Genomic DNA, 14,430 nt, shown 5'->3' with positions numbered 1-14,430 from the left:
GCAGGGGTCTTGATTTCTTCGCACGCTCCCCGCAAAGGTATGGATCCACTCCATTGAGCATCCACCGCACGACGGGGAGCCCGCGCCATGACCTTGGACACCCAGAACACCCGCCCCACCGGTGATACGGGGGACGACTATCTGGAACGCAGAACGCTGCGCCGCGGCAGCGCGGGCTGGCTGCTCCTGACCGGGCTCGGCGTCGCGTACGTCGTCTCCGGCGACTACTCGGGCTGGAACTTCGGCCTGGCGCAGGGCGGCTTCGGCGGCCTCGGGATCGCGATGGCCCTGATGGGCGTCATGTACGCGTGCATGGTGTTCTCGCTGGCCGAGCTGTCCTCGGTGCTGCCCACGGCGGGCGGCGGCTACGGCTTCGCGCGCCGCGCCCTCGGCCCCTGGGGCGGCTTCCTCACCGGCACGGCGATCCTCATCGAGTACGTCCTCGCGCCGGCCGCCATCTCCATCTTCATCGGCGACTACGTCGAGTCGCTCGGCCTGTTCGGCCTGACCTCCGGCTGGCCCGTCCACCTGGCCTGCTTCGTCGTCTTCATCGGCATCCACCTGTGGGGCGTGGGCGAGGCGCTGCGCTTCAGCTTCGTGGTCACCGGCATCGCGGTCGCGGCGCTGCTCGTCTTCGCGGTCGCCGCGTTCACCGACTTCGACGTGTCGAGGCTCAACGACATCCCGGTGGACACCGGCGCGTTCGGCGCCAACTCCTGGCTTCCGATGGGCCTGTTGGGCATCTGGGCGGCGTTCCCGTTCGGCATGTGGTTCTTCCTGGGTGTGGAGGGCGTGCCGCTCGCGGCCGAGGAGACCAAGGACCCGGCGCGCACCCTGCCGCGCGCCATCCGCTGGTCCATGGCGATCCTCGTCGTGCTCGCCGTCCTGACGTTCCTCGCCTCGTCGGGGGCGCGCGGTTCGGCCGCGATCCAGGAGGCGGGCAACCCGCTCGTCGAGGCGCTCCAGCCCGGTGGCAAGGCGACCGCGCTGAGCCGCATCGTGAACTACGCGGGGCTCGCGGGCCTGGTGGCGTCGTTCTTCTCGCTCATCTACGCGGGCTCGCGCCAGCTCTTCGCGCTCTCCCGCGCGGGCTACCTCCCCCGCTTCCTGTCGCTCACCAGCCGGCGCAAGGCGCCCTACCTCGGCCTGCTCGTGCCGGGCGCGATCGGCTTCGCGCTGGCGGCCGCGACGGGCGACGGTGCCCGCATGCTGAACGTCGCGGTGTTCGGCGCCACGATCTCGTACGCTCTGATGTCCCTGTCGCACATCGTGCTGCGGCGCCGGGAACCGGGCCTCGAGCGGCCGTACCGCACTCCGGGCGGCGTGCTCACGTCCTCCGTGGCGCTGGTCCTCGCGTGCGCGGCGCTGGTCGCCACCTTCCTGGTGGACGTCACGGCGGCGCTGATCGCGCTCGGGGTGTACGCGGTGGCGATCGGGTACTTCGGGGCCTACAGCCGCAGGCATCTGGTGGCGCGGGCCCCCGAGGAGGAGTTCGCGGCGCTCGCGGCGGCAGAGGCCGAACTGGAACGGGATTGACCACGGTGAGGGAGCACGGGCAGATGTTGAGCAGGCCGCTGATCGGGGTCAGCACCTACCTGGAGGAGAAGGCGAGCTGGGGCGTGTGGGAGCTGCCCGCCGCGCTGCTGCCCGCCGGGTACCCGCGGCTCGTGCAGTCCGCGGGCGGCCTCGCCGCGATGGTGCCGCCGGACGACCCCAAGTACGCGCCCTCGGTGGTCGCGCGGCTCGACGGGCTCGTCGTCTCGGGCGGGCCCGACGTGGAGCCGGGCCGCTACGGCGCCGAGCGCGAGGACCGCACGGGGCCGCCCGCGGTGGAGCGGGACGCGTGGGAACTGGCCCTGATCCGTGCGGCGTTGGCGTCCGGCAAGCCGCTGCTCGGCATCTGCCGGGGCATGCAGCTCCTGAACGTGGCGCTCGGCGGCACGCTCACCCAGCACATCGAGGGACACGTCAAGGACATCGGCGTCTTCGGGAAGCACGCGGTGACGCCCGTGCCCGGGACGCGGTACGGCGAGCTGGTGCCCGAGGAGTCGGACGTTCCGACGTACCACCATCAGGCGGTCGACCGTCTCGGCCGGGGTCTGGTCGCGTCGGCGCACGCGGCGGACGGGACGGTCGAGGCGGTCGAACTCCAGGGCCTCACCTGGGTGCTCGGCGTGCAGTGGCACCCCGAGATGGGCGAGGACGCGCGCGTCATGGGCGGCCTGATACACGCGGCAGCGCGGGGCGGCTCCTGACGTCACGGGTGAGGCTCAGGCCGGTCCGCGGGTGAGCGCGAGCAGCTCCCTGGCCGGCCCCACCGGGCGGTGACCGGTCGGCCAGACCGCGCGCAGGTCCCTGCGCAGCCGTACGCCTTCGAGCGGGATCTCGACGAGCCTGCGGGCGGTGAGCTCCTCGCCGACTGCGAGCTCGCTCAGGACGGAGGGGCCCGCGCCGCTCACCGCGGCCGCCTTCACCGCGGTCGTCGACGACAGCTCGATGAGGGGGCGGGCCAGGCCACCGAGCGCGGCGTCGAGGACCTGGCGGGTGCCCGAGCCGCGCTCGCGCAGGATGAGCGGGGTCGCCGCCAGCTCGTCGGCCGCCAGCGGCTTCCTGCGCCGGGCCCACGGGTGTCCGGGGGCGGTGACCACGATGAGCCGGTCGTGGGCGATGACGGTGGCGTCCAGGCCCGCGGGCACCGCGAGGCCCTCGACGAAGCCGAGGTCCGCGTCGCCGGACAGGAGGCGCTCCGCGACCGCCGCCGAGTTGCCCGCGTGGAGCGACACCGCCGTGTCGGGGCGCTCCGCGCGCAGCGCGAGCAGCCAGTTCGGCAGCAGGTACTCGGCGATCGTCATGCTCGCGGCGACCCGCAGCCGCGAGTCACGGCGGTCGCGCAGCGCCTGCGCCCCCACGTCGAAGGCCGCCGCCGCCTCGACGATCCGGCGCGCCCAGTCCGTGACGAGCGCGCCCGCGTCGGTGAGCCGTGAGCCGCGCGGCGACCGGTCGACCAGGGCGACCCCGAGCTGGCGTTCCATGGAGCGGATACGGCTGCTGGCCGCGGGCTGCGTGATGCCCATCTCGCGGGCGGCCCGGCCGAGGCTGCCGAGCCGCGCCACGGCGAGGAGGAGTTCGAGGGCGCCGAGGTCCGGGACCCGGTGGGCGAGCCCCGCCCCCGTCGTCGAACCGTCCGCCGCACCCGCCGTATCGCCACTCATAAATCCAGCTTATGCCCTCATAGAGGCATGGTCCCTGGTGGGGGGAGCCGCCCGCAGCGACCGTGGTGTCATGGTCACCGCCGCCCAGCCGCTCACGGCCGCCCGCATCCCGTCCCTTCGATGTCCCACCGTCCGCCATCTCGGCCCCAACTGGTACGCGTCCGTGATGGGAACCGCGATCATCGCGAACGCGGGCGCCGCGCTTCCCGTACACGTGCCGGGCCTGCGGGCCCTGTGCACCGCGATGTGGGCGCTGTCCCTCGTGGCGCTCCTCGCCCTCCTCACGGCCCGCGCCCTGCACTGGACGCACCACAGCGACCGCGCCAAGGAGCATCTGCTCGACCCGGCCGTGGCCCCCTTCTACGGCTGCCTCGCAATGGCCCTGCTCGCTGTCGGCGGCGGCACGATGCTCGTCGGCCAGGACTGGATCGGTACGCAGGCGGCGGTCGCCCTGGACACGGTGCTGTTCACGGCGGGGACGGTGATCGGGCTCGCCGCGGCGGTGACGATCCCGTACCTGATGGTGGCCAGGCACCGGATCGAGCCGGGCCAGGCGTCCCCCGTGTGGCTGCTCCCCGTCGTGGCACCCATGGTGTCCGCGGCCGTCGGCCCGCTCCTGGTGCCGCATCTCCCGTCGGGCCAGTGGCAGCAGACGCTGCTCCTCGCCTGTGTCGCCATGTTCGGGCTCAGCCTGATCGCCACCGCGGTGATGCTTCCGGTGATCTTCGCGCGCCTGGTGACGGCGGGACCTCTGCCGCTGATGCTCACGCCGGCGCTATTCCTCGTGCTCGGCCCCCTCGGCCAGTCGACGACCGCCGTCAACAAGTTCGCGGACACCGCGCCGGGCGTCCTGCCGGCCCCGTACGCCGAGGGGTTCGGCGTCTTCGCCGTCCTGTACGGAGTCCCCGTGATGGGGTTCGCGCTGCTGTGGCTGGCGCTCGCGGCGGCGCTCGTGGTGCGGGCCCGACGTCGCGGGATGCGGTTCTCGATGACGTGGTGGGCGTTCACCTTCCCCATCGGCACGTGTGTCACCGGCGCGGAGGGCCTCGCAAAACACACGGGGCTCGCGGTGTACGACGTGCTCGCGGTCGTCCTGTACGCCGTGCTCGTCGCGGCCTGGGCCTTCGCCGCCGTGCCCACGGTCCGCGGCCTGATCAGCGCAGAGCTGCTCGCAGCGCCGCGCCCAGTACCTCCGGCGCCCGCGCCAACGACGGCCCGTACCACGTGAGATGACGCCCGCTGACGAGCGCGGCGGGCACCGGGAACTGTTCGGGCCCGTCGTCGTGCGTGAAGCGGTACGGCTCGTCGGGCAGCACCACCAGGTCGATGTCCGCCGAGCGCAACTCGTCGGCCGCCAGGCGCGGATAGCGCTCGCCGTGGTCCGCGTACACGTTGTCCACGCCGAGCCGGGCGAGCACGTCACCGGCGAAGGTCTCCCTGCCGAGCACCATCCAGGGGCGCCGCCACACCGGCACCGCCGCCCGCAGCCGCCGGGAGGGCGATTCCAGCTCGTCCCAGGCCGCCGCGGCCTCGTCCAGCCAGCGGGGCCGGCGTGGCGAACCGCAGGCCCTGAGGACCCGTTCCAGCTCGCGCAGCGCGCCCGGCAGATCGCGGATCTCGGTGACAAGGACATCGAGTCCCGCGGCGCGCAGGGCCGCGAGGTCGGGCGCGCGGTTCTCCTCCTCGTTGGCGATCACCAGATCGGGGGCGAGGGCGACGATCCGTTCGACGGCGGGGTTCTTCGTGCCGCCGATCCGGACGAGGCCGCTGCCGAGGTCCGCCGGGTGCGTGCACCAGTCCGTGGCTCCGACGAGCACTCCGGGCAGGGTGACGGCGACGGCCTCGGTCAGCGAGGGGACGAGGGAGACGACGCGCGGGCCGCGGGACACGGTCACCGCCCGGGTTCGTCCAGTGCCTCGATGTGTTCGGCCACCGCGACGACGAGCACGCGGGCGTCCGCGCCGGTGGCCCGCCACCGGTGCCGTACGCCACCGGTCAGGTACAGGGTGTCACCGCGGCCCAGGCGATAGGCCCGGCCCTCGGCCTCGACCTCGACGGCCCCCTCGGTGACGTACATGAGCACGTCGTTGCGGAGCTGGAACTCGCGGCCCGGGTCGTGGTCGCCGATGAACTCCTCGGCGTGCAGCTGGTGATGACCTCGCACGAGGGAGCGCACGACGGAGTCGGGGGACGCGTCCTCGACGACCGTGGTGTCGTCGGCGCGCACCAGGTCCACGGTGTGGGCGGGATCCGCGGCGGCAAGGAGCTCGACCGCCGTGGTGCCGAGCGCGTCGGCGACCTTCTCCAGGGAGCGCCGGCTCGGCCGGGCGCGTTCGTTCTCGACCTGGCTCAGGAACGGGACGGACAGGCCGCTTCGCTCGGCCACGGTGGCAAGGGTGAGCTCCTGGCCCCGGCGCCTGCGCCGCACGGCCGCGCCCACCCGAAGAGTCTCCTTGTGTTCGTCCATCCCTCCGGCTCCCTCCCGCGCGTCGTCACCTGTTCGGTTCCTTGCACCCTACGCAGGTTCACCGGACGGTTTCACGTGAGCGGCGGAACGCGCGTGGGCGGCCGGTGCTGAACACCGGCCGCCCACGCGCGTTGGTACTGCTTCGGAACGTACTCGGGACCTACTGCGGAGCCATCCGGTCCGCGACACCCTTGTGCGTCTTCAGCCACGCGTCCACGGCCTCTTCCTCATGGCCCTGACCGCGCTTCTTGATCGCCGCCTCGAGGCTGCCCAGCTCGCTCTCGCTCATCTTGAAGTTCTTGAACCACTTCGTGAGCTGCGGGTACTTCGAGGGGAAGCTCTTGTTGGCGATGGTGCGGATCGTGTTGCCCTCGCCGAAGAGCTTCTTGGAGTCGGTCAGCTTGTTGAGCTTGTACTCGCTGTACGCCCAGTGCGGCGACCAGAGCACGACGGCGACCGGCTGCTTCTTGGCGTACGCGCGCTTCAGCTCGGCGAGCATCGCGGGCGTGGAGCCGTCGACGACCTTGTACTCCTTGTCCAGGCCGTAGCCCGGCAGGACGTTCTTCTTCAGCAGGTTCATCTCGCCGGTGCCCGGCTCGATTCCGATGATCTTGCCGTCGAAGGTGGAGCCCTTGCCCTTGAGGTCCTCGAGGGACTTGACGCCCTTCACGTAGGACGGCACGGCGATCTCGAGCGACGTCGGGCTGTACCAGGAGCCCAGGTCGATCAGGTTGTCCTTGTGCTTGTCCCAGTAGTTCTTCTGGGCATAGGGCAGCCAGGCGTCGAAGTTGACGTCCAGGTCGCCGGAGCCGAGGCCCGTGTAGACCGGGCCGACGTCCATCTGCTTCAGGTTGAGCTTGTAGCCGCGGTCGCCGAGGACCCGCTTCCACAGGTAGGTGACCGCGACGTCCTCGTCCCAGGGGAACCAGGCGACGTTCACCGGACGGGCGGCCTCGCCCTTGCCGCCGGCCGTCGACGACTTCTTGACCGGGGCCAGCTTGTCGACGACGCCGTGGTTGGACTTCAGCCAGGTCTTGACGGCGTCCTGCTGCTTGCCCTTGCCGGCCTTGTTGATCTCGGCCTCGAGGCTCGTCAGCTGCTTCTCGGTCATCTTGAAGTTCTTGAGCCACGCGCCGACCTGCGGGTTGTCGGCGGCGAAGCCCTTGCGGGACAGCGTGTGCACGCCGTCGCCCTTGCCCCAGGCACCCTTCGGGTCCTTGAGCTTCTTCAGCTTGTAGTCGCTGTACGCCCAGTGCGGCGACCAGAGCGTCGTGACGATCGGCTGCTTCTTGGCGTACGCGCTCTTCAGCTGCGCCAGCATCGCCGGCGTGGAGCTGTCGACGACCTTGTACTCCTTGTCGAGGCCGTACTCCTTGAGCACCTTGTCCTTGAGGAGCCCCATCATTCCGGCGCTGGACTCGATGCCGGTGATCTTGCCGCCGAAGGTGCCGCTCTTGCCCTTGAGGTCCTCGAGCGAGTCGATGCCCTTCATGTAGGCCGGCACCGAGAGCTCCAGCGACGTCTGGCCGTACCAGGCGCCGAGGTCGTCGAGCTGCTTGCCGTACTTCTTCCAGTACTGGGCGTGCGTGGTCGGCAGCCAGGAGTCGGTCTCGAAGTCGATCTGGCCGGAGGCCAGCGACGTGTACAGCGGCCCGGCTTCGAGCTGCTTGACCTGCACGTCGAACCCGCGCTGCTCGAGGATCTCCTTCCACAGGAAGGTGGAGGCGACGCCCTCGTCCCACGGGATGTAGCCGATGGTGACCTTCTTGCCCTGGCCGACGTTCGACGCGTCGGCCACCGGCGTCTCGTTCTTCGCACCGCCGAAGATGCCCATGCCGCCCGCGACGAGCGCGAGGATGACGACACCGACGACCGCGACCGCGGCCTGCGGACGATAGTTCCAGACCGTCAGACCGTGCGCGGCGCGCACCTTGGCGAGCGCGCGGCGGCCCATCGGAGACGACTGGGTGCCGAGCGCGCCGGTCATGCGGTCGAGGTAGATCGCGAGGATCACGATGGCGACGCCGGACTCGGAGCCGAGACCGATGTTCAGCTGGCCGATGGCCTCGTTCACGTCGGCGCCGAGGCCCTCGGAGCCGACCATGCCCGCGATGGCGGCCATGGACAGGCCCAGCATGATGACCTGGTTGACACCGGCCATGATCGACGGGAGCGCGAGCGGCAGCTGGACGCGGAACAGCGTGTTGCGCGGGGTGTCACCGAACGCGTCGGCGGCCTCGACCAGTTCCTTGTCGACCTGCCGGATGCCCAGCTCCGTCATACGGACGCCGGGGGCCAGCGCGAAGATCAGGGTCGCGACGATGCCCGCGGGGGCGCCCGAGCCGAAGAACAGGATGGCCGGGATGAGGTAGATCATCGCGGGCAGCGTCTGCATGAAGTCCAGGACCGGGCGCACGACCGCGCTGACCCGGTTGGAGCGCGCCGCCCAGATGCCGACCGGCACCGAGATGACCAGGGCGATGATCGTCGCCACGAGGACGAGCGACAGCGTCATCATCGCGTGGTCCCACAGTTCGAGGGAGTCGATGAACGCGAATCCCACGAAGGTCAGGACACCGGCCACCGTGCCGCGCAGCCAGAAGGCGATCACCGCGAAGATGCCCGCGAGGATCAGCGGCTGCGGGGCCTGGAGGACCCAGTTGATGCCGTCGTAGGCACCGTTGAAGACGTTCTTGAAGAAGTCGAAGAGCCAGGCCGCGTTGCTCAGCAGCCACTCGACGACGTCGTTGACCCAGTCACCGAAGGGAATCCTAGGCACCGGTGCTCACCTTCTTCACCGGCTCGTCGCCCTCGCCACGCGGCGTCGGGACGGCGTCCTGCTTCGTCATGGAGGTCTGCGCGCCGGGCTTCATCGGCTCACCGAGTACGGCGAGGAGCCGTTCCCGCGTCACGACGCCTATGAGCTTGCCGCTCTTGTCGGTCACGGCGACGGCGACGCCACCCGTGGAGCACGGCGTGAACAGCTCGATGACCGGGGTGTCCTCGGTGACCGTCGCCGGCGCGTCGGACGGGTCGTACCCCTTGTCGGGGGAGGTCATGATCGCGCCCGCGGTCAGCACGCGGGAGCGGTCCACGTCCTGGATGAACGAGGCGACGTAGTCGTTGGCCGGCGTGACGAGGATGTCCTCGGCGCTGCCGATCTGGACGATGCGGCCGTCGCGCATGACGGCGATGCGGTCGCCCAGGCGCATGGCCTCGTTCAGGTCGTGGGTGATGAAGACGATGGTCTTCTTCAGGGTCTTCTGGAGCTCAAGGAGCTGGTCCTGCATGTCGCGGCGGATCAGCGGGTCGAGCGCGCTGAACGACTCGTCCATGAGGAGCAGGTCCGCGTCGGTGGCGAGCGCGCGGGCCAGGCCCACGCGCTGCTGCATACCGCCGGAGAGCTCGTCGGGCCAGGACTTCTCCCAGCCGGCGAGACCGGCCAGGCGCAGCGCCTCGACGGCGCGCTTCTCGCGCTCCTTGCGCGGGACGCCCTGGACCTCGAGGCCGTACGCGGCGTTCTCGAGCACACTGCGGTGGGGGAAGAGCGCAAAGTGCTGGAAGACCATGCTGATCTTCTTGGAGCGCACGGCGCGCAGCTCGCGGGGGCTGAGCGCGGTCAGGTCCTGGCCGTCGAAGCGGACATGCCCGGCAGTGGGCTCGAGCAGTCCGTTCAGCATGCGCAGAAGCGTGGACTTGCCGGAGCCCGACAGACCCATCACGACGAAGATCTGGCCCGGCTCGACGGTGAAGGAAGCGTCGATCACGGCAGCGGTGGTGCCGCCGGCGCGCAGTTCCTCACGGTCTGCTCCGTGGCGGAGTTTCTCCACCGCTTCATCGGGTCGTCTGCCGAACACCTTGTACAGGTCTTCGGCTTGCAGCGTGGACACATACACCTCTCGGGTAGAACCATGACGGCCCGCCTCCCCCGCCGGCGGGCCGTGGAGCGATGCGAGGTCCGCTCGCGGGCCGGAAACACATCCATTGGTTGAATGAGGGACCGGGTTCGCTCCGGGGGCGCGCCTGCCCTCGCTTATGCAGATCAAACGGAAGAGTGTTCCAGTTCACATCGCGTTCACTTCCGGAACTGGATCCGCCACATCTCTCCGTGCCGGGCCGCCACATCCGCGAGCGGCCGTGACTGTCGGTGCCGTGCGGCAGGATGTGCGACGTGACCCAGCGAACCGATCGCCTGATGCTGCTCGACACCGCGTCCCTGTACTTCCGGGCCTACTTCGGGGTCCCCGACTCCGTGAAGGCCCCGGACGGGACGCCGGTCAACGCGGTGCGCGGCCTGCTCGAATTCATCACCCGGCTCGTGCACGACCACCACCCCGACTCCCTCGTGGCCTGCATGGACGCGGACTGGCGCCCCCAGTGGCGGGTCGACCTGATCCCCTCCTACAAGGCGCATCGCGTCGCGCAGGAGACGGAGACCGGGCCGGACGAAGAGGAGATCCCCGACACCCTCTCCCCCCAGGTCCCGATCATCGAGGACGTGCTCGACGCGGTGGGCATCGCGCGCGTCGGCGTCGAGGGATACGAGGCGGACGACGTCATCGGCACGTTCACCGGGCGGGCCACCGGTCCGGTCGACATCGTCACCGGCGACCGCGACCTCTACCAGCTCGTCGACGACGCGCGCGAGCGCCGCGTCCTCTACCCCCTCAAGGGCGTCGGCACCCTCCAGATCACCGACGAGGAGCTGCTGCGCGAGAAGTACGGTGTCGACGGCTCGGGTTACGTGGATCTGGCCCTCCTGCGCGGCGATCCGAGCGACGGCCTGCCGGGCGTGCCCGGCATCGGCGAGAAGACGGCCGCGAAGCTGCTCGCGCAGTTCGGGGACCTGGCCGGGATCATGGCCGCCGTCGACGACCCGAAGTCGAAGCTGACCCCGTCGCAGCGCAAGCGCCTGGACGAGTCACGGCCGTACATCGCGGTGGCGCCGACGGTCGTGCGGGTCGCCGGGGACGTGCCCCTGCCGGACGTGGACACGGCGCTGCCGCGCGAGGCTCGCGATCCCGAGGCCCTCGAGAAGCTCGCGGAGCGCTGGGGCTTGGGCGGATCTTTGCAGCGGCTGCTCACCATCCTGGAGCGCTGAGTGTTAACTTAGGTAAACCTAAGTAGCCAGTGATCTTCAGGGGAGGCCGCCATGGCGGAACGTCCGGAACGCAGGAAGCCGACGGCACACCGGGGCGAGGTCCTGCGCACCGAGCGGCTCACCCCGCACATGCAGCGCGTGGTCCTCGGTGGGGACGGCCTCGCCGCCTTCGCCGCGGGCGGCTGCACCGACCACTACGTGAAGCTGCAGTTCCCGCTCGACGGGGTCACCTACCCCGAGCCGTTCGACCTCGGCCGGATCCGTGAGGAGCTGCCGCGCGACCAGTGGCCCGTGACGCGTACGTACACCGTGCGCGCCTGGGACCCGGTGGCGCGCGAGCTGACGCTCGACTTCGTGGTGCACGGCGACGAGGGCATCGCCGGTCCCTGGGCACGCGACGTACAGCCCGGCGCGAGCGTGCACCTGGCCGGTCCCGGCGGCGCCTACGCCCCGGACTCGACCGCCGACTGGCACCTGCTCGCCGGTGACGAGAGCGCCCTGCCCGCGATCGCCGCCGCCCTGGAGGCGCTGCCCGAGGACGCCGTGGCCCACGCCTTCGTGGAGGTCTCCGACGCCACCGAGGAGCAGAAGATCGACTCCGCCGCGCAGGTCGTCTGGCTGCACCGCGGCGGCCGGCCGGTGGGCGAGGCCCTGGTGGAGGCCGTACGCGGGCTCGCGTTCCCGGCGGGCCGGGTGCACGCCTTCGTGCACGGCGAGGCGGGCTTCGTGAAGGAGCTGCGCCGCCATCTGCGCACCGAGCGCGAGATCTCGCGCGAGGACCTCTCGATCTCCGGCTACTGGCGCCTCGGTCACAACGAGGACGGCTGGCAGGCCTCGAAGCGGGAGTGGAACGCGCAGGTGGAGGCGGAGCAGGAGACGGCGTAGCGCCATCTCCCGCCCCGCTGCGGCGTGGCGCTCAGACCGATCGCTGGTACGAGCGGAAGGTGCGGGTCGACAGCCACACCGCGGCGACGGCCAGCACGAGGAGCGCCCCGCCGCGGGTCAGCACGTCACCCCAGTCCGGGGCGTCGGACATCGCCGAACGGCCCGCGACCATGGCCCAGTTGAGCGGGTTGAAGTCGGCTATGTGCCGCATCCACGACGGCATCTGCGACGGGGCCATGAACGCCGAGGACAGGAAGGTCAGCGGGAGCAGCAGGAACGTGTTGATCCCGATGATCGACTCCCGCTCCCTGACCAGCATGCCCAGCGCGTTCGACAGCGCCCCGAACACGGTGCCGAGGAGCACCGCGGCGGCGACGAGGATCAGCACTCCGCCCGCCCCGCCCGGCAGTTCGGCCCCGCCGAGGAGGCCGAGCAGCACGATGACGACGGACTGGAGCGCGGTGACCAGACCGTTGCTCACCACATTGCCGTTCATCAGTGCCCCGCGGCTCACCGGTGTGGTGAGGAACCGGTTGAGCGTGCCCCGCTGGATCTCGTCGAGCGTCGCCATGCCCGCCCACATGTTGGAGCTGAGCGCGCTCATCACCACGACGCCGGGGATGAGGTAGTCGAGATAGGTCGTGGTGCCGAATCCGCCGAGCTCGACGACCTTCTTGAACAGGTTGCCGAACAGGAACAGCCATACCACCGGCTGGATCAGGGTGATCAGGAGATACGCGGGCTGGCGCAGGAACACCATGAGCTGACGTTGCGTCATGTACCAGGTCTGCGGGATCGCGGTACTCATCGGGCACCTCCGGCGGGGGCGAGGGTGTCGGCGGCGGACTCGTCCAGGGTGGCGGCCTGCGCCTCGGAGTAGCGGCGGCCGGCGTAGCGGAGATAGACGTCGTCGAGCGAGGGACGGGCGACGGTGGCGGCGGTGACCGCCACGCCCGCCCGCTCCAGCGCGGCGAGCAGGGCGGGTACGGCGGCGGCCCCGTCGTCGGCGCGGACGCTGACGCGCCGGCCGTCGAACTGGGTCTCGCGCACTCCGGGCAGCGCGGCGAGCGCGCTTTCCAGGAGCGTGCGTCCGGCGTCCTGGACGGCGGCGCGCAGCTCCAAGTGGACGGCGTCCCCGCGCAGTTCACCCTTGAGGCCGTCGGGGGTGCCCTCGACGACGACATGTCCGCGGTCGACGACGGCGACGCGTTCGGCGAGCCGGTCGGCCTCTTCGAGGTAGTGCGTGGTGAGCAGGATGGACAGACCCTCGTCGCCGGCGAGGCGCGCGATCTCGTCCCACATCGCGGTGCGGGCCTCCGGGTCGAGGCCGGTGGTCGGCTCGTCGAGGAAGAGCACCTCGGGCCGGTGGACGAGGCCCAGCGCCACGTCGAGGCGGCGCTGCATGCCGCCCGAGTAGCCCTTGACCTGACGTCCGGCGGCGTCGGTGAGGCGGAAGCGGTCGAGGAGTTCGGTGACACGTCGGTTCAGGTCCGCTCCGCGCAGGCCGTAGAGCCGACCCTGGAGCTGGAGGTTCTCGCGGCCGGTGGCGACGGGGTCGGCGCCGGACTTCTGGGCGACGACGCCGATGGCGCGGCGCACGCGGTCGGGGTGCCGCAGTACGTCGTGGCCCGCGACCGTGGCGGTCCCGGAGTCGGGGCGGGCGAGGGTGGTGAGGATCTTGACGGTGGTGGACTTGCCTGCGCCGTTCGGGCCGAGCAGGCCGAAGACGGTGCCGGGTTCCACGGTGATGTCCATGCCGCTGAGGGCGGTGACATCGCCGGGATAGGTCTTGACGAGTTGACGCGCCTGCACTGCGGGCGCACGGGTGCTCATGACGACGGCTCTCCTGTGTGAGCGGACGACGGTGGATCCGCTCGCGGGTGTGAGCGGACGACGGCCGAGATCCACGTGAAGAGCGCCGGGCTATCCTGGGTGTGCCGCACCTCGATCGCCTGGCTCGCCGCACGGTGGGTCGGTCCGGGGTTCGAGACCCTGGCGGGACTGGTGCAACAGTCCTGCCAGGGTCTGTCTATTTCTCTCGGCCTGATTCCCTCTTGGTTCTCTTCTCGTCGGGGCGGGCGTCTTCCAACTCCGCGAATTCCGGCGGGACTTCACCGGTCTCCTGGAACGTCCGCCACTGTTCGACGCCGTCGAGCGTGTCCTCCTTGACCTCCCGCAGGAAGCCCCGGATCCACTCGGCCTGCGCCTCGACCATGTGCAGCTGGTACTCGGTCTCCACGAGGAAGATCCGCGGCAGCGTCTCGTACAGCTTCATGAGTCCGCCACGCGCGCTCGCCGCCTGAACCTCCAGCGAGGCGAGCCGCTCCTCCAGCAGCCGCGTCACCTCGTCGGGGTGTATGACCCCCATGAGGGACAGCGCCGTCTCGAAGATCGGATACTCACGCGCGGGCACGGCGAGCAGGTCGGAGAGCCACTCGAGCGCTTCCTCCCTGCCGTCGTCGGTGATCCCGTAGAGCGTGCGCTCCGGCCGGTTCCCCTGCCGCTGCACGTCCGCGACCTCGACGAAGCCGTGCTTCTCCAGGTTCTGGACGACCGTGTAGAGCGAGCCGTAGTTGATCTTCGTCGTGGTGTCCTTGCCGCGCCGGCGCAGAGTCTGCGCGATCTCGTACGGGTGCATGGGCTTCTCCATGAGCAGCACCATCACCGCGAGGGCCAGCGGATTGCCCAGCTTGCGCCGCTTGGTGGCCACCGAACTCACCTCTCCCCTCGCGCCTCGCGCCCCTCACCTGGAAGCGCCGCACCTC

Annotated in this window: 13 protein-coding genes; 5 read left to right on the top strand and 8 right to left on the bottom strand. The window is 70.7% G+C overall.

Going from position 1 to position 14,430, the window contains the following annotated elements; translation table 11 throughout:
- The first annotated feature begins 87 nt into the window (after nucleotides 1-87).
- Nucleotides 88-1,536, top strand: coding sequence for an ethanolamine permease (gene eat / locus OG574_RS36160; RefSeq protein ID WP_326776627.1), 1,449 nt, complete (start codon nucleotides 88-90; stop codon nucleotides 1,534-1,536).
- A gap of 23 nt (nucleotides 1,537-1,559) precedes the next feature.
- The gene (locus tag OG574_RS36155; protein ID WP_199841986.1) at nucleotides 1,560-2,255 is read left to right on the top strand and encodes a gamma-glutamyl-gamma-aminobutyrate hydrolase family protein; all 696 of its coding nucleotides are present in this window, start codon (nucleotides 1,560-1,562) and stop codon (nucleotides 2,253-2,255) included.
- A gap of 15 nt (nucleotides 2,256-2,270) precedes the next feature.
- On the opposite strand, the gene OG574_RS36150 is transcribed toward OG574_RS36155, so the two are convergent.
- Nucleotides 2,271-3,212 carry a LysR family transcriptional regulator gene (locus OG574_RS36150; RefSeq protein WP_326776626.1) on the bottom strand — a complete coding sequence of 314 codons (942 nt, stop codon included), beginning with the start codon at nucleotides 3,210-3,212 and terminating at the stop codon, nucleotides 2,271-2,273.
- Nucleotides 3,213-3,282: 70 nt separating this feature from the next.
- Here OG574_RS36150 and OG574_RS36145 point away from each other — a divergent pair, with 70 nt between their 5' ends.
- Nucleotides 3,283-4,440, top strand: coding sequence for a TDT family transporter (locus OG574_RS36145; RefSeq protein ID WP_326776625.1), 1,158 nt, complete (start codon nucleotides 3,283-3,285; stop codon nucleotides 4,438-4,440).
- On the opposite strand, the gene OG574_RS36140 is transcribed toward OG574_RS36145, so the two are convergent.
- The 4 genes from OG574_RS36140 to OG574_RS36125 form a co-directional block, all read right to left on the bottom strand.
- Nucleotides 4,367-5,107 (bottom strand): helical backbone metal receptor, encoded by a 741-nt coding sequence (locus tag OG574_RS36140; protein ID WP_442816867.1) that lies wholly within the window; start codon nucleotides 5,105-5,107, stop codon nucleotides 4,367-4,369. The genes OG574_RS36145 and OG574_RS36140 overlap by 74 nt on opposite strands.
- Nucleotides 5,104-5,679 (bottom strand): helix-turn-helix domain-containing protein, encoded by a 576-nt coding sequence (locus tag OG574_RS36135; RefSeq protein ID WP_326776624.1) that lies wholly within the window; start codon nucleotides 5,677-5,679, stop codon nucleotides 5,104-5,106. Before OG574_RS36135 ends, OG574_RS36140 begins: the two co-directional genes overlap by 4 nt.
- 160 nt (nucleotides 5,680-5,839) lie before the next feature.
- The gene (locus tag OG574_RS36130) at nucleotides 5,840-8,458 is read right to left on the bottom strand and encodes an ABC transporter permease/substrate binding protein (protein WP_326776623.1); all 2,619 of its coding nucleotides are present in this window, start codon (nucleotides 8,456-8,458) and stop codon (nucleotides 5,840-5,842) included.
- A complete protein-coding gene (locus tag OG574_RS36125; protein WP_326776622.1) occupies nucleotides 8,451-9,569 on the bottom strand; it encodes a quaternary amine ABC transporter ATP-binding protein in 1,119 nt (372 codons plus the stop codon). Before OG574_RS36125 ends, OG574_RS36130 begins: the two co-directional genes overlap by 8 nt.
- Before the next feature lie 272 nt (nucleotides 9,570-9,841).
- On the opposite strand from OG574_RS36125, the gene OG574_RS36120 reads away from it, so the two are divergent.
- Both OG574_RS36120 and OG574_RS36115 read left to right on the top strand, forming a co-directional pair.
- Nucleotides 9,842-10,780, top strand: a complete 939-nt coding sequence (locus OG574_RS36120; protein WP_326776621.1) for a 5'-3' exonuclease — start codon at nucleotides 9,842-9,844, stop codon at nucleotides 10,778-10,780.
- 51 nt (nucleotides 10,781-10,831) lie between these two features.
- The gene (locus tag OG574_RS36115; RefSeq protein ID WP_326776620.1) at nucleotides 10,832-11,665 is read left to right on the top strand and encodes a siderophore-interacting protein; all 834 of its coding nucleotides are present in this window, start codon (nucleotides 10,832-10,834) and stop codon (nucleotides 11,663-11,665) included.
- A gap of 31 nt (nucleotides 11,666-11,696) precedes the next feature.
- Here OG574_RS36115 and OG574_RS36110 read toward each other — a convergent pair whose 3' ends face one another.
- The 3 genes from OG574_RS36110 to OG574_RS36100 form a co-directional block, all read right to left on the bottom strand.
- Nucleotides 11,697-12,473 carry an ABC transporter permease gene (locus tag OG574_RS36110; RefSeq protein WP_326776619.1) on the bottom strand — a complete coding sequence of 259 codons (777 nt, stop codon included), beginning with the start codon at nucleotides 12,471-12,473 and terminating at the stop codon, nucleotides 11,697-11,699.
- Nucleotides 12,470-13,498, bottom strand: coding sequence for an ATP-binding cassette domain-containing protein (locus OG574_RS36105; RefSeq protein ID WP_100597096.1), 1,029 nt, complete (start codon nucleotides 13,496-13,498; stop codon nucleotides 12,470-12,472). Before OG574_RS36105 ends, OG574_RS36110 begins: the two co-directional genes overlap by 4 nt.
- A 196-nt stretch (nucleotides 13,499-13,694) precedes the next feature.
- Nucleotides 13,695-14,375, bottom strand: a complete 681-nt coding sequence (locus OG574_RS36100; RefSeq protein WP_326776618.1) for a PadR family transcriptional regulator — start codon at nucleotides 14,373-14,375, stop codon at nucleotides 13,695-13,697.
- Between the last annotated feature and the right edge of the window lie 55 nt (nucleotides 14,376-14,430).

Origin of the sequence: Streptomyces sp. NBC_01445, assembly GCF_035918235.1 — a bacterium.
Taxonomy (GTDB): domain Bacteria; phylum Actinomycetota; class Actinomycetes; order Streptomycetales; family Streptomycetaceae; genus Streptomyces.
Note: the sequence above shows the minus strand (reverse complement) of the source record. Positions and strands in the feature narration are given on the sequence as shown.